General features: G+C 72.1%; 17 protein-coding genes. 9 read left to right on the top strand and 8 right to left on the bottom strand.

Features of this window, described 5'->3' with window-relative positions:
* The 3 genes from EDF27_RS08740 to EDF27_RS08730 form a co-directional block, all read right to left on the bottom strand.
* Window positions 1-750 (bottom strand): hypothetical protein, encoded by a 750-nt coding sequence (locus tag EDF27_RS08740; RefSeq protein ID WP_132048244.1) that lies wholly within the window; start codon window positions 748-750, stop codon window positions 1-3.
* Window positions 740-1279: an RNA polymerase sigma factor gene (locus EDF27_RS08735; protein WP_243698266.1), complete on the bottom strand. Its 540-nt coding sequence runs from the start codon at window positions 1277-1279 to the stop codon at window positions 740-742. Before EDF27_RS08735 ends, EDF27_RS08740 begins: the two co-directional genes overlap by 11 nt.
* 84 nt (window positions 1280-1363) lie before the next feature.
* The gene (locus EDF27_RS08730) at window positions 1364-1843 is read right to left on the bottom strand and encodes a RimK/LysX family protein (RefSeq protein ID WP_123655852.1); all 480 of its coding nucleotides are present in this window, start codon (window positions 1841-1843) and stop codon (window positions 1364-1366) included.
* Window positions 1844-1937: 94 nt separating this feature from the next.
* Between EDF27_RS08730 and rimK the strand changes: the two genes are divergently transcribed.
* The 3 genes from rimK (at window position 1938) to pgi (ending at window position 6040) form a co-directional block, all read left to right on the top strand.
* Window positions 1938-3128, top strand: a complete 1191-nt coding sequence (gene rimK, locus EDF27_RS08725) for a 30S ribosomal protein S6--L-glutamate ligase (RefSeq protein WP_123655851.1) — start codon at window positions 1938-1940, stop codon at window positions 3126-3128.
* Window positions 3129-3145: 17 nt separating this feature from the next.
* The gene (locus EDF27_RS08720) at window positions 3146-4150 is read left to right on the top strand and encodes a nitronate monooxygenase (RefSeq protein ID WP_243698265.1); all 1005 of its coding nucleotides are present in this window, start codon (window positions 3146-3148) and stop codon (window positions 4148-4150) included.
* A 171-nt stretch (window positions 4151-4321) separates the two neighbouring features.
* Window positions 4322-6040 (top strand): glucose-6-phosphate isomerase, encoded by a 1719-nt coding sequence (gene pgi / locus EDF27_RS08715; RefSeq protein ID WP_243698264.1) that lies wholly within the window; start codon window positions 4322-4324, stop codon window positions 6038-6040.
* Between the two features lie 80 nt (window positions 6041-6120).
* On the opposite strand, the gene EDF27_RS08710 is transcribed toward pgi, so the two are convergent.
* The gene (locus tag EDF27_RS08710; protein WP_243698263.1) at window positions 6121-7032 is read right to left on the bottom strand and encodes a LysM domain-containing protein; all 912 of its coding nucleotides are present in this window, start codon (window positions 7030-7032) and stop codon (window positions 6121-6123) included.
* A gap of 193 nt (window positions 7033-7225) precedes the next feature.
* Between EDF27_RS08710 and EDF27_RS08705 the strand changes: the two genes are divergently transcribed.
* The 6 genes from EDF27_RS08705 to EDF27_RS08680 all read left to right on the top strand — a co-directional run bounded on the left by EDF27_RS08705 (window position 7226) and on the right by EDF27_RS08680 (window position 15195).
* A complete protein-coding gene (locus EDF27_RS08705; RefSeq protein ID WP_123656018.1) occupies window positions 7226-8299 on the top strand; it encodes a 3-oxoacyl-ACP synthase III in 1074 nt (357 codons plus the stop codon).
* Window positions 8296-10995: an alpha/beta fold hydrolase gene (locus tag EDF27_RS08700; RefSeq protein WP_243698262.1), complete on the top strand. Its 2700-nt coding sequence runs from the start codon at window positions 8296-8298 to the stop codon at window positions 10993-10995. Before EDF27_RS08705 ends, EDF27_RS08700 begins: the two co-directional genes overlap by 4 nt.
* A gap of 5 nt (window positions 10996-11000) precedes the next feature.
* Window positions 11001-11963: an NAD-dependent epimerase/dehydratase family protein gene (locus EDF27_RS08695; protein WP_132048468.1), complete on the top strand. Its 963-nt coding sequence runs from the start codon at window positions 11001-11003 to the stop codon at window positions 11961-11963.
* A gap of 35 nt (window positions 11964-11998) precedes the next feature.
* Window positions 11999-12880 carry an NmrA family NAD(P)-binding protein gene (locus EDF27_RS08690; RefSeq protein ID WP_132048240.1) on the top strand — a complete coding sequence of 294 codons (882 nt, stop codon included), beginning with the start codon at window positions 11999-12001 and terminating at the stop codon, window positions 12878-12880.
* Between the two features lie 261 nt (window positions 12881-13141).
* Window positions 13142-13609 carry a hypothetical protein gene (locus tag EDF27_RS08685; protein ID WP_123655848.1) on the top strand — a complete coding sequence of 156 codons (468 nt, stop codon included), beginning with the start codon at window positions 13142-13144 and terminating at the stop codon, window positions 13607-13609.
* Window positions 13610-13737: 128 nt separating this feature from the next.
* Window positions 13738-15195 carry a sugar porter family MFS transporter gene (locus EDF27_RS08680; RefSeq protein ID WP_123655847.1) on the top strand — a complete coding sequence of 486 codons (1458 nt, stop codon included), beginning with the start codon at window positions 13738-13740 and terminating at the stop codon, window positions 15193-15195.
* A 69-nt stretch (window positions 15196-15264) separates the two neighbouring features.
* Here EDF27_RS08680 and EDF27_RS08675 read toward each other — a convergent pair whose 3' ends face one another.
* The 4 genes from EDF27_RS08675 to EDF27_RS08660 all read right to left on the bottom strand — a co-directional run bounded on the left by EDF27_RS08675 (window position 15265) and on the right by EDF27_RS08660 (window position 18302).
* Window positions 15265-16239: a zinc-binding dehydrogenase gene (locus EDF27_RS08675; protein ID WP_165931430.1), complete on the bottom strand. Its 975-nt coding sequence runs from the start codon at window positions 16237-16239 to the stop codon at window positions 15265-15267.
* Between the two features lie 27 nt (window positions 16240-16266).
* Window positions 16267-16689, bottom strand: a complete 423-nt coding sequence (locus EDF27_RS08670; protein ID WP_123655845.1) for an organic hydroperoxide resistance protein — start codon at window positions 16687-16689, stop codon at window positions 16267-16269.
* A gap of 30 nt (window positions 16690-16719) precedes the next feature.
* Window positions 16720-17181 carry a MarR family transcriptional regulator gene (locus EDF27_RS08665; RefSeq protein WP_185017450.1) on the bottom strand — a complete coding sequence of 154 codons (462 nt, stop codon included), beginning with the start codon at window positions 17179-17181 and terminating at the stop codon, window positions 16720-16722.
* A gap of 371 nt (window positions 17182-17552) precedes the next feature.
* Window positions 17553-18302, bottom strand: a complete 750-nt coding sequence (locus EDF27_RS08660) for an alpha/beta fold hydrolase (RefSeq protein WP_123701675.1) — start codon at window positions 18300-18302, stop codon at window positions 17553-17555.
* Between the last annotated feature and the right edge of the window lie 29 nt (window positions 18303-18331).

The following is an 18331-nucleotide window of genomic DNA, read 5'->3' as shown; positions in this document are numbered from 1 at the left end:
TCAGCCCCAGACCTGTTGCTCGACCGCCCGCAGCAGGCCGTCGGTCGGGAAGTTGGTCTGGCTGATGTCCACCCAGGTGGAACCCCTGGCGAAGAACGTCAGTGTGGTGTCCACCGGGTACGGGTCGGCAGGACGCGTCATCTGGCAGATGCGTCCGTCGTCCCGGTCGGAGCAGGCGTAGCCCTCGTGCGTGAGGTCCGCCTCGTACTCCCTCAGCTCCGCAGCGTCCGCCTGCCCGATCGCGATGTCGAGACCACTGACGTCCGCTCTCGGGTCCATCCAGACGCACCACATGGACGGCGTCGGCCCGATGCGCGCATCGCCCCAGGCGGTGCCTGCGGGGTCACGGAGCGGCGTCGCGTTGAACAGCCGGTCGTAGTCGGACGCCGGCACGAGCGCCCGACAGTCGGTCGGCAGGACACCGTCGGTGTTCGTCGAGGCCGGAGTCGGCGTCACGCTCGGGGAGTTCTCGATCGGCGCCGCAGCCGGCGTGCTCGGAGCCGGCGGCTCGGTCGGCGTCGAACTCGGCGCCGGTGCCGCGGCCTCGAACGGCTGCGGCACGAGCCCGAGCGCCACCGCGCCGCTGCCCACGCCGATGCCGAGCACCGCGATGACGCCGATCACGATGCCGACGTGTCGTCCCCGGCGTCTCGGGAGCGGCCGCTGTCGGTCCACTCGCGTGAGCACCTCGTGCTTCATCGAGACGAGCATGCGCTGCAGGTCGTCTCCCTCGGGAGGTTCAGTGTTCATCGTGCGTCACCGCCTTCTTCAGCCGAGCCCGCGAACGGGACACTCGCTGGGTGACCGCACCGACGCTCAGTCCGAGCATCGTGGCGGCTTCTGAGTAGGAGTGCCCCTCGAGGAGGCAGAGTTCGCAGATCCTGCGGTCGACCGGCGGCAACGCGGCGATCTCGTCGCGGACCCACCGGAGGCGCTCGCGGGCATCGTCAGCCCCGGCTGGCGCTGCGAGTTCCGGAGGGAGTTCGTCGCCGGCGTTCTTCGCGATGCGGCGCGCCTGGTTCCTGGCGTGGTTCCGGCAGACGACGAGCAGCCAGGGCACGAGCGACCCGGTCGCCAGATCGATCGTCGAAGCCCGCTGCCAGAGCGTCAGGAACGTGTCCTGCACGAGCTCTTCCACGTCCTGTTTGCTCCCCGCCAGCGCCCAGGCGTAGCGCGTCAGCGTCGGCGCAAACCGGTCGAACGCCACTGCCAGCGCTCCGGTGTCGCCGAGTGCCATCCGCCGCGCGAGTGCGGCGTCGGCATCGTTGGTCTTGTCCACGGTGCCCCCTCTCACCTCAGAAGTGTCGGGGACGACCGGATCCTGACACCTCGTGATCGACCCGTGACCATCTTGGTGGCGGTGTCAGCTCCGCCCGCGGTTCCGCCGCCGGATCTCCTTCGGCGCCCGCCCGGCGAGGAACGACCGCGCGGGGTCGACGACGAACCCCTGCCGCAGGGCCTCGCGGCCGATGAGCATCCGGAACCCCATCTGGTCGCGGTTGCTCAGCGTCACCTCGGCCTGGACCGTCCGTCCGGCGAGCTCGATCGCGGTGAGCACGACGATCCGCTCCTGGGTGTGGCCCGACGAGCTCCGGATGACCCGGCGGTCGTGGACGTCGCACTCGACGGTCGACGGGTCGGTGTCGGACTCCTGCCAGGGGTGCACGGAGAACCGGACCCGGTCACCGGGGAGCTCCTGCAGGTCGAACGCGTGGAGCGCCGAGGTCCGGGCGCCGGTGTCGAGCTTGACCTTGATCCAGGGGATGTCGAGGTCCGGCAGCGCCGCCCACTCTCGCCACCCCGTGACGATCGGCGTGCGCCTGGCGGTCTTGTCTCCGGACATGCGCCCATCCTGGCAGGCGGCGCAGCGCCCGCGCAGCGCGCGGCGCCCGCGGGATGTCAGGATGGAGCGTCCCCGACCCCCGCGGAGCTCACCGATGAAACTCGCCATCCTGTCGCGCGCCCCGCAGGCGTACTCCACACAGCGGCTCCGGGCCGCCGCGCTCGACCGCGGCCACGACGTGAAGGTCCTGAACACGCTGCGGTTCGCGATCGACCTCACCGGGGACGCGCCCGACCTGCAGTACCGCGGCAAGCTGCTCTCCGACTACGACGCGATCCTGCCGCGCATCGGGAACTCGATCACCTACTACGGCACCGCGGTGGTCCGGCAGTTCGAACAGATGGACGTGTACACGCCGAACACCGCGAACGGCATCACGAACTCGCGCGACAAACTCCGCGCGAACCAGATCCTGTCCCGCCACGACATCGGCATGCCGGCGACGACGTTCGTGGCCGGCCGCGCTGACGTCCGAGGGGCGATCGAGCGGGTCGGCGGCGCACCTGTCGTCATCAAGCTCCTCGAGGGCACCCAGGGCATCGGCGTGATCCTCGCACCCGAGGCGAAGGTCGCCGAGTCGATCGTGGAGACCCTGCACTCCACGAAGCAGAACGTCCTCATCCAGGCCTTCATCTCGGAGAGTCGTGGCAAGGACATCCGCGCGCTCGTCGTCGGCGACCGCGTCGTCGCGGCGATGCGCCGGAGCGCCAGCGGCGACGAGTTCCGCTCGAACGTGCACCGTGGTGGCACGGTGGAGCAGGTCACGCTGACGCCCGAGTACGAAGAGGCGGCGGTCCGCTCGGCGCAGATCATGGGCCTCCGGGTGGCCGGCGTGGACATGCTCGAGGGCAACGACGGTCCGCTCGTGATGGAGGTCAACTCCTCCCCGGGGCTCGAGGGCATCGAGCGTGCGACGGGCCTCGACATCGCCGGCGCGATCATCGACTTCATCGCGAACCAGGTCGCGTTCCCGGAGATCGACGTCCGGCAGCGCCTGTCCGTCTCGACGGGCTACGGGGTCGCCGAACTCCTCGTGCACACCAACGCGGACCTCGTCGGCAAGACGATCAAGGAGTCCGGCCTCTGGGACCGCGACATCACGGTCCTCACGCTGCACCGCGGCGCCGACGTCATCCCGAACCCCCGCAGCGGGGTCGCGCTCGAGCCGGGGGACCGTCTGCTCTGCTTCGGCAAGCTCGAGGAGATGCGCTCGATGATCCCGGAGCGCCGGAAGCGCCGCGCGAAGCTCCGGAAGCTCCCGAAGGAGCCGCTGCCCGAGCAGTGACGGTGCAGGATCGAGGGGTGAGCCAGCTCCCCGAACCCCTCCGCCAGAGCCGCCCCGTCCACGTCGCGCCGATGGCGGGCGGACCGACGACGCCCACCCTGGTGATCGCCGCCGCCCGGTTCGGTGCCTTCGCGCAGCTCGCCGCCGGGTACCGGAGCGCCGAGCAGCTCGCCGCGGAGATCGCCGAGGTCCGGACGCGCACCGACCGCTTCGGCGTGAACCTGTTCGCGCCGAACCCGGTGCCGATCAGCGACGACGACTACGACGCCTACCGCTCGGTGCTCGAGGCCGAGGGACCCGCGCTCCCGGACAAGCGCGAGGACGACGACGCGTGGGGCGACAAGGTCGCGCTGCTCCTCGAAGACCCGGTCGCGGTGGTGTCGTTCACGTTCGGGCTCCCGGACGCAGCGCTCGTCGCCGAGTTCCGGAAGCGCGGCACCGTCACGATGCAGTCGGTCACCACCCCGGGGGAGGCGGCCGCCGCAGCGGAACGGGGCATCGACGTGCTCGTCGTGCAGGGCGAGGCGGCCGGCGGCCACTCCGCCGTGCTCGACCCCGCCGCAGCTCCGCTCTGGCAACCCCTGCCCGAGCTCGTCCGCGACGTCCGGTCGGCGACCACGCTGCCCGTGATCGCGGCCGGCGGGATCGGCGGTGCGGACGACGTCGAGGCCGTCCGGCTCGCGGGAGCCGACGCCGCCATGATCGGCACGCTGGTGCTCCGGACCGTCGAGGCCGGGACCGGAGCGACGCACCGCGCGGCGCTCGCCGACCCGGTCTTCGACCGCACCGCTCTGACCCGTGCCTTCACCGGGCGCCCGGCACGTGCGCTCGTCAACCGCTTCGTCCGCGACCACGACGACGCACCGCTCGGCTACCCGGCGCTCCACCACCTGACGAAGCCGATCCGGACCGCGGCGGCGGCCGCTGGCGATGCGCAGTCGTTGCACCTGTGGGCGGGTCGGTCCTGGCGGGCGGCGGCGGACGCACCCCTCGCGGACGTCCTGGAGGCCCTGCTCACGTGAGCCGACCGGCTCACCCGAGCCGAGCCTCCCGTCCACAGCCCTGGCTCCTCCACCGGTCTGGTCGCCCTGTGCGCGCGCTCTCTCGGAGCGCACTACGCTCGGATGCGGCCCGCGTCGCAGCGTTGCGGAGGTCCGCGGACCAGTTCAGCTCAGGCGTTCAGGAGGACCGAAGTGACCGAAACCGCACCCGTCGACCCCACATCGACCGAGGGTTGGAAGCAGCTCGCCGGCATCGCCGACGGCTTCTCCCCTGACCTCCGCGGATGGTTCGACGCCGACCCCGAGCGGGCCGCGAAGTTCACGTTCCAGGCGGGCGACCTCACCGTCGACCTGTCGAAGGGCCTCGTGACCGAGGAGATCCTCGCGGCGCTCCTCAAGGTCGCCGAGGACACCGGCGTCGCCGAGCGCTACCAGGCGATGATCTCCGGCGAGCACGTCAACCCGACCGAGGACCGCGCGGTCCTCCACACCGCGCTCCGTCGTCCGAAGGGCGGCGACCTCACCCCGGCCGCGCCGTTCGTGGTCGACGGCCAGGACGTCGACGCCGACGTGCACGCCACGCTCGACAAGGTCTACGCGTTCGCGGACAAGGTCCGTTCGGGCGAGTGGAAGGGCGTCACCGGCAAGCGCATCGAGACCGTCGTGAACATCGGCATCGGTGGCTCGGACCTCGGCCCGGTCATGGTCTACGAAGCCCTCAAGCCCTACGTGCAGGCCGGCATCGAAGCCCGATTCGTGTCGAACATCGACCCGACCGACATCTACGAGAAGACCGTGGACCTCGACCCCGAGACCACGCTGTTCATCGTCGCGTCGAAGACCTTCGGCACGCTCGAGACCCTGACGAACGCCCGCCTGGCGCGCCAGTGGCTCTGGGAGAAGCTCGGCCTGACCGACGCCGGCGACGACGAGAAGAACGACGCCGTCGCGAAGCACTTCGTCGCCGTCTCGACCGCGCTCGACAAGGTCGCCGCGTTCGGCATCGACCCGGAGAACGCGTTCGGGTTCTGGGACTGGGTGGGCGGCCGCTATTCGGTCGACTCCGCGATCGGCACCTCGGTCATCATCGCCATCGGCAGGGACAACTGGCAGGACTTCCTCGCCGGCTTCCACACCATCGACGAGCACATGCGCACCACCCCGCTCGCGCAGAACGTCCCCGTCCTGATGGGGCTGTTCAACGTCTGGTACTCGAACTTCCTCGGCGCGCAGAGCCACGCGGTCCTGCCGTACACGCAGTACCTGCACCGCTTCGCCGCGTACCTGCAGCAGCTCACCATGGAGTCGAACGGCAAGCGCGTCCGCTGGGACGGCTCGCCCGTCACGACGGACACCGGTGAGGTCTTCTGGGGCGAGCCCGGCACGAACGGCCAGCACGCGTTCTACCAGCTCATCCACCAGGGCACCCGCCTGATCCCGGCCGACTTCATCGCGGTCGCGAACCCGGCCCGTCCGCTCAAGGACGAGACCGGCGACGGCAAGGCGGTCGAGCCCGGCCAGGACGTCCACAACCTGTTCCTCGCGAACTTCTTCGCGCAGACCAAGGCGCTGGCGTTCGGCAAGACCGCTGACGAGGTCCGTGCGGAGGGCACCACCGACGAGGCGATCGTCGCGGCGCGCACCTTCACGGGCAACAAGCCGTCGACGTCGATCCTGGCGCCGGCGCTCACCCCGAGCGTCGTCGGGCAGCTCATCGCGCTGTACGAGCACATCGTCTTCACCGAGGGCACCATCTGGGGCATCGACTCGTTCGACCAGTGGGGTGTGGAGCTCGGCAAGCAACTCGCGCTGCAGATCGCTCCGGCGGTCGACGGTGACCGGGACGTGCTCGAGTCGCAGGACTCGTCCACGAAGGCGCTCATCGCGAAGTACCTCGAGCTGCGCAAGTAGCGCGACGCATCGCGGAACGCGACAGTGCCCGGCCGGGAAACGGCCGGGCACTGTCGCTTCCGGGAGCACACCGGGCCGCGTCAGCGCCGCACGGGGTCCAGGTTGAGCGTGGTGCCCTCGTAGAGGTACTGCAGGTTGCCGTACACGCGCATCGACGGGTTCAGCCAGATCAGCGTCTCGACCGAGATCCCGAAGCGGGCCGCGACGTCGGCGATGAGGTCGTCCGGCGCCACGACGTACGACCCCGGCGCACCAGCGGTCGTCTTCGCGGACACCGAGCCGGTCGCGTTCGCGGCGGCACCGTGGTCGACCGGGTGCACGTTCGTCGTGCGGGCAGGCACCGACCACCGGACCGGGTTCACCGCGAGGACCTTGCCGTTCCCGATCTCGACCGGCAGCGACGGGTCGTCCCCGGTCGCCGACGAGTAGGTCACCAGGGCGCCGAGCCACGAGGGGTCGTACCCGGCATCGTCGATCGGGACGGACACGGCAGCGGGCGCGGCCGTCGTCGGTCCGCCGAGCTGGTCATCGCCGATGCCGAGGTAGGTCAGGCCGTCCCCGACCTGCGGGGCCTTCTCGAGGAACGTGGCGGACACCGGCACGGGCAGCGTCGAGGTGAAGCCGGAGTACTCCACGACGAACCGGTCGTTCTTGCCGGCGACGACGCGGTAGTGGAAGTGGATGCTGCCCTTCGGCGACGCGACGTCACCCTGGGCGACGACGGTCCCCGCCGGGATCGTCGTGATCGTGGGGGCGGGCAGGGACGCCTGCGTGGGTTCGGCGGTCGGCGGCCGGGGCGACGCGGACTCCTGCAGCAGCTCGGCCTCGCTCTGGCCGGCGGGGGTCGCCGAGGCGGTCGGGGTCGGAGAGGCGCTGACGCTCGGGGTCCGGGACGGGGCGGGGACGCCGCCGTCGTCTCCACGCAACAACGAGCACCCGGTGAGCCCGACGGCCACCACCGCCACCAGGCCGACAACGATCCCTCTGTGCACGATTCCCCCTCCGTCCGGGATCGTAGCCGACGGTTCGTCACGCTCGGATCGCCGTGACCAGACTGTGTCCGATGGCCCATCGAGGGCGCGAGGACCGACCGTCCGAGGGTGTGCGTGACATCCGTCCCCCGCCACACAGCGCATCCGGATCGCGCATCCAGCGCGAATGCGGAAGTATGTATCGGTGACGATCATGACGGAACGGCCGGTCGACCAGGCGACGAGCAGCGAACCGGAGCGCCCCGGCAACGCGACGGCCAGGCACGACAACGTCGCACTGCTCTCGGTGGCGACCACCGTGGCGGAGCGTGTGACGACCTCTGCGGACATCGAGGAGAAGCTCCGCGGCGTCCTCCGACGCCTGCGTCTGCCGATGGGTCTCCTCGAGCGCGTGGCGGGCGTCAAGGAACGCCGGAACTGGGGCGAGGGGCAGTCCTTCCAGGACGCCGCCATCGACGCCGGACGCCGGGCGATGGCCGAAGCGGGCATCAAGCCCGAGGACGTCGGCCTCCTCATCAACACGTCGGTGACCCGTCCGCACCTCGAGCCCTCGGTGGCCGTGCGGCTGCACCACGGGCTCGGACTGCCGTCCTCCGCGATCAACTTCGACATCGCGAACGCGTGCCTCGGGTTCGTCAACGCGATGAGCGTCGCCGCGGGCATGATCGACTCCGGTCAGATCAAGTACGCCCTCGTCGTCGACGGTGAGGACGCCGACCAGGTGCAGCTCAACACGATCGAGCGCCTGAACCAGGGCGGCCGGAACCGCAAGGACTTCATGAGCGAGTTCGCGAGCCTGACGCTCGGTTCCGGCGCTGCCGCGGCCGTGCTCGGCCCGGCGGACATGCACCCGGGTGGACACCGGATCGTCGGCGGCGTCACCCGCGCGGCGACCCAGTGGTACGACCTGTGCGTCGGCAGCGTGGACGGCATGTTCACGGACGCCAAGATGCTGCTCAAGGGCGGCATGGAGCTCGTGGTCGCCGCCTGGAACGAAGCCCGCTCGCACTTCGACTGGGCCGACATGGACCGCTACGTCCTGCACCAGGTCTCCGACGTGCACACGAACGCCTTCGTCGAGGCGATCGGTGTCCCGCGCGACAAGGTCCCCACCACGTACCAGCGCTTCGGCAACGTCGGTCCGGCGTCGATCCCGATCACCCTTGCGGACGAGGTCGCCCGCGGCGCGATCCGCCCCGGCGACCGGGTGTTCCTCGGGGGCGTCGGCTCCGGCATCAACACGGCGATGATGGAACTCCGCTGGTGACAGCCGGGCTGCCCCGCGTCGCCGCGAGCACTGCTCCGGCGACGCAGCCGCCCTCGCTGCCCGGACTCGACCCCGCGTGGTCGCGTCTGGTCACGGTGCCAGCTGATCTACCGGGAGGCTCGGATCACCACGAGCGCACCTGGCACCTCCTCGACACGGCCGGGTCCCTGGCCGCGCTCGGCGTCGAACCGGTCGGCACGCTGCTGTGCGTGCACGGCAACCCGACGTGGTCGTACCTGTGGCGGTCGGTGCTCCGCACCTCGCTCGAGGTCGCGGCCGCCGGCGGTCCCGCCTGGCGCGTGATCGCGGTCGACCAGCTCGACATGGGCTTCTCGGAGCGCACCGGCCTCCAGCGGGGGCTGCCGCAGCGCGTCGCGGACCTCGGCGCCCTGACCGACGAACTCGGGCTCACCGGACCCGTCGTCACCCTCGGGCACGACTGGGGCGGTGTGGTGTCCCTCGGCTGGGCCGTGGACCACCCGGAACTGGTCGTCGGCGTCGCGACGTGCAACACCGCCGTGCACCAGCCCGACGACGCCCCCATCCCGGCACCGCTCCGGCTCGCCCTCCGCCCGGGCATGCTCGGCCGCGCGACCGTCGTCACCCCGGCGTTCCTCGAGACGACCCTGGCCATCGCGCACCCGAAGCTCGACCGCCCCGTGGCCGACGCCTTCCGTGCGCCGTACCGGGGTGCTGCCCGTCGCGGCGGCATCGGCGGCTTCGTGGCGGACATCCCCGTGGACGCCGCGCACCCCAGCGCGCCCGAACTCGACCGGATCTCCACCGGCGTCGTGGCGCTCGATGTCCCGGCGCTCCTGCTCTGGGGCCCGCGCGACCCGGTGTTCCTCGAGCGGTACCTCGACGACCTCACCGAACGGCTCCCGCAGGCGGACGTGCACCGCTTCGAGGGCGCCGGTCACCTGCTGCCGGAGGACGCCGACGTCGCCGGGACCGTGTTCGACTGGCTGGGCGACCGCCTGCCGGACGGCCACGCGCGCGTCGGTGTCGAGCCGAGCCTCCCGTCGGTCTCCGGAGGCAAGGACGACGCGAGCCGCCCGCTCTGGGCCGCACTCGACGAGCTGCGCGACTCCGACGAGCCCGCGCTCGTCGAGATGGCGGCCCCTGGTGGGACCCGCACGATCAGCTGGCGGCTGCTCGCCCGGCGGATCGACGAGGTCGCTGCCGGACTGGTCGACATCGGTGTGCGGCACGGCGACCGCGTCTCGTTGCTCGTCACCCCCGGTGCGGACCTGACCGCGGCGCTCTACGCCTGCGTGCGGATCGGCGCGACCGTCGTCGTGGCGGATGCGGGACTCGGGCTCCGCGGCCTGACGCGCGCCGTGAAGGGTGCCCGGCCGGACTGGATCATCGGCGCGCTGCCGGGCCTCGCCGCGGCGCGCGCACTCGGGTGGCCCGGTCGTCGGATCGCGACCCTCGCGCTGCCCGCACCCGCTCGTGCGGCGCTCCGTGTCGAGCACACGCTCGCGTCGGTGGCCCGTCGGGGTGCACGGCGACTGGCGGCCGGAGCCGTGCTGCCGGATGCGCCGTCGTCGGACAGCCCGGCAGCCGTCCTCTTCACGTCCGGCTCCACCGGGCCGGCGAAGGGCGTCGTGTACACGCACGGCCAGCTCGGCGCGGTCCGCGACGTGCTCTCGGCGCAGTACGACGTCGGCATCGGGACCGGCCTCGTGGCCGGGTTCGCACCGTTCGCGCTGCTCGGACCGGCGCTCGGCGCGCGATCCGTCGCGCCGGACATGGACGTGACCGCCCCGCGGACCCTCACGGCCCGTGCGGTCGCCGCGTCGGTCTCGGCCGCCGATGCCACCGTCGTGTTCCTCTCGCCGGCCGCGCTGGGGAACGTCGTCGCGACCGCCGGTGACCTGACGGACGCGGATCGGGCGGCCCTGTCGCGGGTGCGCCTGTTCCTGTCCGCGGGGGCGCCGGTCTCGGCCGCGCTGCTGACCGCCGCCACCGACCTGATGCCGAACGCGAGCGCGCACACGCCCTACGGGATGACCGAGGGGCTGCTCATGACGGACGTCGACCTGGACGGGATCCGCGCGGCCGCTTCCGCTGCCGCCGGCGGTGTCTGCGTCGGTCGCCCCGCCGCCTCCGTGCGGGTCCGGATCGCGCCGCTCGACGCCGCCGGCCAGCCGACGGGTGCGCTCACCGACGACCCGGACGTCACCGGCGAGATCGTCGTCGCCGCACCGCACGTCCGAGATCGGTACGACCGGCTCTGGCGGACGAACCGGGCTTCGCGCCTCGGGCTCGACGACCCGCGCGGGCACCGCACCGGGGACGTGGGGCACCTCGACACCTCGGGGCAGCTCTGGGTCGAGGGCCGTCTGCAGCACGTGATCACCACGCCGTCCGGTGTGCTCACCCCGGTCGGCCCGGAGCAGCGCGTCGAGCAGCTGCGGGACGTCGGTCGTGTCGGCGTCGCCGGCATCGGTCCGGTCGGCACCCAGCAGGTCGTGGTGGTCGCCGAGACCGTCCCGCCCGTGCGCCGTCCCGGACTCGCGCCCACCGCGCTCGCCGCCGCGGTCCGCGCCGCAGCGGGGGTGCCCGTCGCCGCGGTGCTCGTCGTGCCCGTGCTGCCCACCGACATCCGGCACAACTCCAAGGTCGACCGCGCGCGGCTGTCGCGGTGGGCGTCGTCGGTGCTCGGCGGCGGACGGATGACCCGCCCGTGAGCGGTCTGCGTGTGCTCGTCACCGGTGCCAGCGGGTTCCTCGGCCGCGCCGTGGCCGCTGCCGTGCGGGACGCCGGGCATGATGTCCGGACGTTCCAGCGCCGGCCGTCCGGCGTGCCCGGGGTCACCGACGTGCTCGGGACCATGACGGACGCCGCTGCCGTGCGGGCCGCGGTCGACGGCGTCGAGGCCGTCGTGCACCTCGCCGCGAAGGTGTCGCTCGCGGGGGACCCGGCCGACTTCGTCCGCGTGAACGTCGACGGGACGCGGTCCCTGGTCGCTGCAGCCCGCGACGCCGGGGTGTCCCGGTTCGTGTTCGTGTCGTCGCCGTCCGTGGCGCACACCGGCTCGTCGATCGCCGGTGCCGGCGCATCACCCGCGTCACCCGGCGGGGCTCGCGGCGACTACGCCCGCACCAAGGCCGCCGCCGAGCTGCTGGCGCTCGACGCCGACGCCCCGGGCTTCGCGGTCGTCGCCGTCCGGCCGCACCTGGTGTGGGGACCGGGGGACACGCAGCTCGTCGGGCGGATCGTCGACCGTGCCCGTCGTGGTCGTCTGCCGCTGCTCGACTCCGGTGCCGCGCTGATCGACTCCTGCTACGTGGACAACGCCGCGTCCGCGATGGTCGCCGCACTCGCGCACGCTGCCGACGACGGGGTGCACGGGAACGCCTACGTGGTCACGAACGGCGAGCCCCGGCCGGTCGCCGACCTGCTCGACGGGATCTGCCGGGCGTCCGGGGTGCCGACGCCGCGGTGGCACGTCCCGGCCGGGGTGGCACGGACGGCGGGGTCCCTCGTCGAGGCCGTGTGGCGGGTGCGCCCGGGTGTCGACGAGCCGCCGATGACCCGGTTCCTCGCCGAGCAGCTGTCCACCTCGCACTGGTTCGACCAGCGCCGGACCCGCCGCGACCTGCAGTGGGCGCCGTCCGTCTCCATCGACGAGGGCCTGCGCCGCCTGGCCGGCTGAGGGACGCGCCGCCACCCGTCCGTACGCTCGGGTGCATGACCACAACCGTCCTCGTCGCCGGCGCCACCGGTGACCTCGGGAGCCGCATCGTCTCCGCCCTGCTCGACCACGACGTCCACGTGCGCGCACTCACCAGGGGCAGCAGCAGCGCCGACCTGGACGACCGGGTCGAGGTGGTCACCGCGGCGTACGACGACCCGGAAGCGCTCCGACGGGCCCTCGACGGCGTCGAGGTCGTCGTCTCCGCGGTCAGCGGCACCCGCGGGGTGGTCGTCGACGCACAGCGGGCGCTCCTCGCCGCCGCGGTCGACGCCGGCGTGCAGCGCTTCGTCCCGTCGGACTACGCCGCCGACTACCGGTCGATCACCCCGGGCTCGAACCGCAACTTCGAGCTCCGCCGCGAGTTCGCCGCCGATCTCGACGCGGCGCCGATCCGTGCGACCTCGGTGCTGAACGGCGCGTTCACGGACATGCTCACGGGGCAGGCGCCGATGATCCTGTTCGACCGGCAGCGTGTGCTGTTCTGGTCGTCGGCCGACCAGGTGCTCGACTTCACGACGAAGGACGACGTCGCACGGGTGACGGCCCTGGTGGCGCTCGACCCCGCGGCGCCGCGCGTCGTCGAGGTCGCGGGGGACCGGGTCACCGCCCGGAGCGTCGCGGACACGATGTCCCGGCTGACCGGGAAGCCGTTCCGGCTGCAGTGGGCGGGGACCGCTGGGACGCTCTCGGCGATGGCCAGGGTCGGGCGCCGCCTGTCGAAGGAGACCGACGAGCCGTTCCCGGCGTGGCAGGGGATGCAGTACTTCGTGAGCATGTTCAGCGGCGAGGCCGAGCTGCACCACGTGGACAACGACCGGTACGGCCCGCACGCGTGGACCACGGTCGAGGACGTGCTCGCCGCCCACGTGGCCTGACCCGGGGCGAGCCCCGAGCCCGCGCCCGAGACGCCGCCGAGCACCCGAGACGCCTCCGAGTTCGCGAGACGCCGCCGAGTTCCCGAGACGCCGCCGAGTTCCCGAGACGCCTCCGAGTTCCCGAGACGCCGCCCAGTTCGGCGGCGTCTCGGTCGGGGAGCGGCGTCTTGGGAACTGGGCGGCGCCACACCCGCCCCGCCGGCCCGCCCCCGTCGAGGCCCCGGGGCAGGCACCGTCGGCCGTCGGCGGTACCGTCGTCCCATGGACAGGTCCGAGATCCTCGCAGCCGCCGCGGCCGCGCACGCCGCCCGCATCGCCGCCGCCGGCGGTGACGACACCGCCGCACGGGATCGTGCGGATGCCGCAGCGTCGGCCCCGCAGGACCACAGCCGCGTGGACGAGTCGGAGCGCGCTGCCGAGCGCACCGAGGGCGCGCTGTCCGACTGGCACCGGATGGGCACGCGCCGCGGGGTCTCCCCGGACGAGCAGGTCCGTGCGGCGTGGTCGGTCGCGGGTGTTCCCGATCGTGGTGCGGGCCGTGCGCTGGCGAACGTCCTGCTGTCGACGGCTGGGCACGCCGGCCGCGTGGCCGATGCCGCCCGCCGCAACCAGGCGCTGAGCGGTGCCGCCCGGACGGCCGCGCGTCGTACGGTCCGCCGGTACACCGACCACGGTGCCGAGATGTCGTCGCTCGGGGACGTTCTGGGGGAGCAGCAGTCTCGCGAGTGATCGCTGATCGGGACTTTTGTTGGACCGATCCATTACGTCTGACATGAGAATGTGTGGTTGACAGGACAAAGTCAGCGGCTACGATCGGACCAGCGATGACGCAAGATCTCTGACGAAGGAGTCACCCGATGGTCGACATCAAGCCGACATCCCCGAGTACGACGCTCCCCCCGCTCGGCACCGGCCCCTACCGCCGCCGTCTCGGCGTGCTCGCCCTGGTGGCCACGTTCGGCGGCCTGCTCTTCGGGTACGACACCGGCGTGATCAACGGCGCGCTCCTGCCCATGAAGCAGGAGCTCGGCCTGACGAACCTCACCGAGGGCATCGTCACCAGCTCGCTGCTGTTCGGGGCCGCGATCGGCGCGATGCTCGGCGGTCGCATCGCGGACGGCTGGGGTCGTCGCAAGACGATCATCGCGCTCGCCGTGGTCTTCTTCGTCGGCACCCTGACCTGCGTGTTCGCCCCGGTCTTCGGCGTGATGGTGGTCGGCCGCGTGCTCCTCGGCCTGGCGGTCGGTGGTGCATCGACCGTCGTGCCGGTGTTCCTCGCCGAACTCGCCCCCTACGAGATCCGCGGTTCACTGTCCGGGCGCAACGAGCTCATGATCGTCATCGGTCAGCTCGCGGCGTTCGTGGTGAACGCGTTCATCGGGACCATCTGGGGTGAGGGCAACGGCGTCTGGCGCGTCATGCTCGCCGTCTGCGCCCTGCCCGCGATCGCGCTGTTCGTCGGCATGCTCCGGGTGCCGGAATCGCCCCGGTGGCTCGCGTCGAAGGGCCGCAACGACGAGGCCCTCGCGGTGCTGCAGCAGGTCCGGTCGTCGGAGCGGGCGAGTGCCGAGCTCGACGACATCAAGCGGACGAACGAGTTCGAGGCGAACGTCCAGCGGCAGAGCGGCTGGCGCACCATGCTCGGCAACAAGTGGCTGATCCGCATCGTGCTCATCGGCGCCGGTCTCGGCGTCGCGCAGCAGCTCACCGGCATCAACTCGATCATGTACTACGGCCAGACGGTGCTCATCGAGTCCGGCTTCCAGGCCTCTGCAGCGCTCATCGCCAACATCGCACCCGGCGTCATCGCCGTCGTCGGTGGCGTGATCGCGATCACCAACATGGAGAAGATCAACCGGCGGACCACCCTGATCATCGGGTTCTCGCTGACGACGGTGTGCCACTTCCTGATCGGCATCGCTTCGATGGCACTGCCCGACGGCAACCCCGCACGCCCGTGGGTGATCCTGTTCCTGGTCGTCGCGTTCGTCGGCTCCATGCAGACGTTCCTCAACATCGCCGTGTGGGTGCTGCTCTCCGAGATCTTCCCGACCCAGATCCGTGCGCTCGGCATGGGCATCTCGGTGTTCTGCCTCTGGATCGCGAACGCGCTGCTCGGGCTGTTCTTCCCGACGATCGTCGCGGCGACGGGCATCACCGGCACCTTCTTCGGCTTCGCGGCCGTCGGCGTCCTGGCTCTGCTCTTCATCTGGAAGTTCGTCCCGGAGAGCCGTGGCCGCACGCTCGAGGACGTCGAAGAGGGCGTCACCACCGGCAACATCTTCACGGTCCCGCAGAAGAAGGCGCGTCGCTGACGCACTGAGACGCAGACGGGAGGCCCGGTGCCAGCTGGCACCGGGCCTCCCGTCCGTCTTCTGGTCGCGCTACGGGCGCAACAGGACCTTGCCGACCCGGCCGGCGGTGTCCGAGGCGCGGACCGCGTCCTGGACGTCCTCGAACGCGAAGGTCTCGGCGACGGGGAGCGTCAGCGAGCCGTCGAGGACCCGCGTGATGAGCTCGCCGAACAGCTGCTGCTTCGTCTCGGACGGCATGGTCTTGGAGACCACGCTGCCCCAGAAGCCCTTCACGGTCAGCTGGCCGAAGATGACCTTGCCGGACGGGATCTCGAGCGTCGGTGAGGCCATCGCGCCGAAGACGACGAGCGTCGCGTTCTCGCCCAGGACGGACGCGATGTCGCCGGCGGCCTTCCCGCCGACGGACTCGACGCCGGCGACGATCGGGGCGCCACCGGTGATCGCGGTGACCTGGTCCTTCCAGTCCTCGGCGTCGGTGGCGACGATGCGCTCGATGCCCTGGCCGCGGAGCTCCTCGACACCGGCGGCGCGACGCACCAGGCCGATGACGTTGATCCCGCGGGCCGCGCCGAGCTGGGCGACCATGCGGCCGACGGCACCGTTCGCGGCGTTCTGGATGAGCCAGTCGCCCTCCTGCAGGTCGAGCGAGTGCAGCAGGCTGATCGCGCTGAACGGCATCGAGACGAGCTGGCTGGCGGCCTCGTCGGTCATCGCGTCCGGCACCGGGACCAGCCCGGCGGCGTTCGCGGTGTAGTACTCGGCCCAGACGCCGAAGGCGCCGCCGGCGACGCGCTGGCCGACCCGCAGGTTGGTGACGCCCTCACCGAGGGCCTCGACGACGCCGAGCGCCTCGGTGCCCGACGCGGCGGGCAGCTCCGGCTTGAAGCCGTAGGTGCCGCGGACGGTCCAGAGGTCGTGGTTGTGGATGGGGGAGAGGACCGTGCGGACCAGGACCTCGCCGGCGCCGGGCGTGGGGACCGGGCGCTCCTCGACGTGCAGGACCTCGGCCGGCTCGGCGAAGGTGTCGTGGACGACGGCGCGCATGGTGGTGGGGGTGGTGTCGGTCATGGACTAGTCCTCCGAGACGGTGATCGTGACGTCGATGTTGCCGCGCGTCGCGTTCGAGTAGGGGCACACCTGGTGCGCGGCGTCTGCGAGCGCCTGGGCCTCGTCGTGCTCGATGCCGGGCAGGACGACCTCGAGCAGCACGGCGAGCTGGTAGCCGCCCTGGCCGTTCGGGCCGATCTGGACGCGGCCGCCGACGGACGACTCGTCGATCTTGACCTTCTTCGCGCGGGCGACGCCCTGCAGTGCGGAGTGGAAGCACGCGGCGTACCCGGCGGCGAAGAGCTGCTCGGGGTTGGTGCCGTTGCCGGAGCCGCCCATCTCCTTCGGGATCGCGAGGTCGAGCTCGAACGATCCGGTGCTGGTGGCGACGCGGCCGTCGCGGCCAGCGCCGGTGGAGAGTGCCTCGGCGGTGTAGAGGACGTCCATGGTGTTCCTTCCTTCGTGGGGCTTCGTTGGTCAGCTGCGTGCTGCGGGCGTGCTGCCGGCGGGCTGCGCTGCTGCGTGCATCGTCTCGGTCAGACGCTGCAGGGTCGCGATGAGTTCTGCTGCCGCGTCGGCGTCGGGCAGACCGGTGCCGGCGGCGATCCGGGCGGGGATGTCCGCGAGCTCGGCGCGCAGGGAACGCCCGCGCTCGCCGATCGTCACGGTGACGACGCGCTCGTCGGTGCTGCGGCGCTCACGGCGGACCAGGTCGGACTGCTCCATGCGGCGGAGCAGGGGCGACAGGGTGCCGGAGTCGAGCTGCAGGTGGTCGCCGAGGCCGGAGACGGTCTGGTCGCCCTCGACCCAGAGGGTCACGAGGACGAGGTACTGCGGGTACGTCAGCCCCCACGGCTCGAGCATCGTGCGGTACGCCTGGGTGGTGGCGCGGGTCGCTGCGTAGAGGGAGAAGCACACCATCTCGTCGGTCACCGGCATACGCCAAGCATCGCACGCAACTCAGTTGTGCACAACCGATCACGGCGGCGGCGTGGGCGGCGGCGGCGTGGGCGGCGGCGGGCGGCGGCGGCGGGCGGCGGCGGCGCGGGCGGTGCGGCGGGTGCGGCGTACGTGCGCATCGAACGACACTGCGCTGCCGATTGCGCGGCGCATTCGGCCGATGCGTGTCGCTTCTGTCGCGCGGCACCGGGTGCGTGCGCATCGAGCGACACTGCGCTGCCGATTGCGCGGCGCATTCGACCGGTCGGTGTCGCTTTCGTCGCTCGGCACGCAGCCACGCAGGCACGCAGGCACGCGGCAGCACGCGGCAGCACGCGGCGGCAGCCCCGCGCGGCAACGCCCCGTCGGTGTCAGCGCGCGCGGGCGACCGTCTCCTCGACGAGGGCGGCGCAGGCAGCGGCCTCGTCCGCGACGAGCATGTGGCCGGTGTCCGGGACGACAACCAGTCGCGCTCCCGGGATCGCCTCCGCGATCGCGCGGGTGTGCTCGGGCCGGATGACGTCACGCGCCCCCACGGCGACGAGCACCGGCGCGGAGATCCTGGCGACGTCGTCGGTCGTCATCCGGGGCTCTGTGAGCCACAGCTCGATCGTCTTCGCCGCCACGGTCCGGAAGTACGCCCGGTCGTGCGGTGCGATCGTGGCCCAGTCGTCCCCGATCGCCGCGTCGAGGTCGTCCACGGTCACGGTGCCCTCGACGTACCCGGACGGGTCGAGGTTGCCCGAGAAGGCGGTGACCGAGGCGACGAGCGCCGGGTGCCTGACCGCGAGCAGGAGCGCGGTGTTCGCGCCGTCGCTGTGCCCGACGACGTGGACGGGTGCACCGATGCGGTCGGTGATGAGCGTGGCGGCCTCGGCGACCATGTCGTCGAACCCGAGCGGGGCGTCGGTGTCGGGTGTCCGGCCGTGGCCTCGCCGGTCGTACGTCCAGACCTCGAGCGTCTCGGGGAGCGCCGCGGCGAGGTCGTCGAACACCCGGCCGTCGGACACCCCGCCGTGCAGGAGCACGACGCGCGGCGCGTCGGGCACCGCGGCGGCCCGGCGGCGGTGGAACACGGGGACGCCGTCGACGTCGTGGACGCCGGACTCGAACGAACGCATCCGGCCAGCCTAGGTGTCCGGCAGTTGGT

Origin of the sequence: Curtobacterium sp. PhB136, from assembly GCF_004346855.1 — a bacterium.
In the GTDB taxonomy this organism is placed as follows: Bacteria; Actinomycetota; Actinomycetes; order Actinomycetales; family Microbacteriaceae; genus Curtobacterium.
Note: the sequence above shows the minus strand (reverse complement) of the source record. Positions and strands in the feature narration are given on the sequence as shown.

Excerpts from the sequence above, each read along its gene's own strand:
- EDF27_RS08740 (WP_132048244.1), bottom strand. The coding sequence starts at position 750 with ATGAACACTGAACCTCCCGAGGGAGACGACCTGCAGCGCATGCTCGTC.
- EDF27_RS08730 (WP_123655852.1), bottom strand. The coding sequence starts at position 1,843 with ATGTCCGGAGACAAGACCGCCAGGCGCACGCCGATCGTCACGGGGTGG.
- rimK (WP_123655851.1), top strand. The coding sequence starts at position 1,938 with ATGAAACTCGCCATCCTGTCGCGCGCCCCGCAGGCGTACTCCACACAG.
- EDF27_RS08705 (WP_123656018.1), top strand. The coding sequence starts at position 7,226 with ATGACGGAACGGCCGGTCGACCAGGCGACGAGCAGCGAACCGGAGCGC.
- EDF27_RS08690 (WP_132048240.1), top strand. The coding sequence starts at position 11,999 with ATGACCACAACCGTCCTCGTCGCCGGCGCCACCGGTGACCTCGGGAGC.
- EDF27_RS08685 (WP_123655848.1), top strand. The coding sequence starts at position 13,142 with ATGGACAGGTCCGAGATCCTCGCAGCCGCCGCGGCCGCGCACGCCGCC.
- EDF27_RS08680 (WP_123655847.1), top strand. The coding sequence starts at position 13,738 with ATGGTCGACATCAAGCCGACATCCCCGAGTACGACGCTCCCCCCGCTC.
- EDF27_RS08675 (WP_165931430.1), bottom strand. The coding sequence starts at position 16,239 with ATGCGCGCCGTCGTCCACGACACCTTCGCCGAGCCGGCCGAGGTCCTG.
- EDF27_RS08670 (WP_123655845.1), bottom strand. The coding sequence starts at position 16,689 with ATGGACGTCCTCTACACCGCCGAGGCACTCTCCACCGGCGCTGGCCGC.
- EDF27_RS08665 (WP_185017450.1), bottom strand. The coding sequence starts at position 17,181 with ATGCCGGTGACCGACGAGATGGTGTGCTTCTCCCTCTACGCAGCGACC.
- EDF27_RS08660 (WP_123701675.1), bottom strand. The coding sequence starts at position 18,302 with ATGCGTTCGTTCGAGTCCGGCGTCCACGACGTCGACGGCGTCCCCGTG.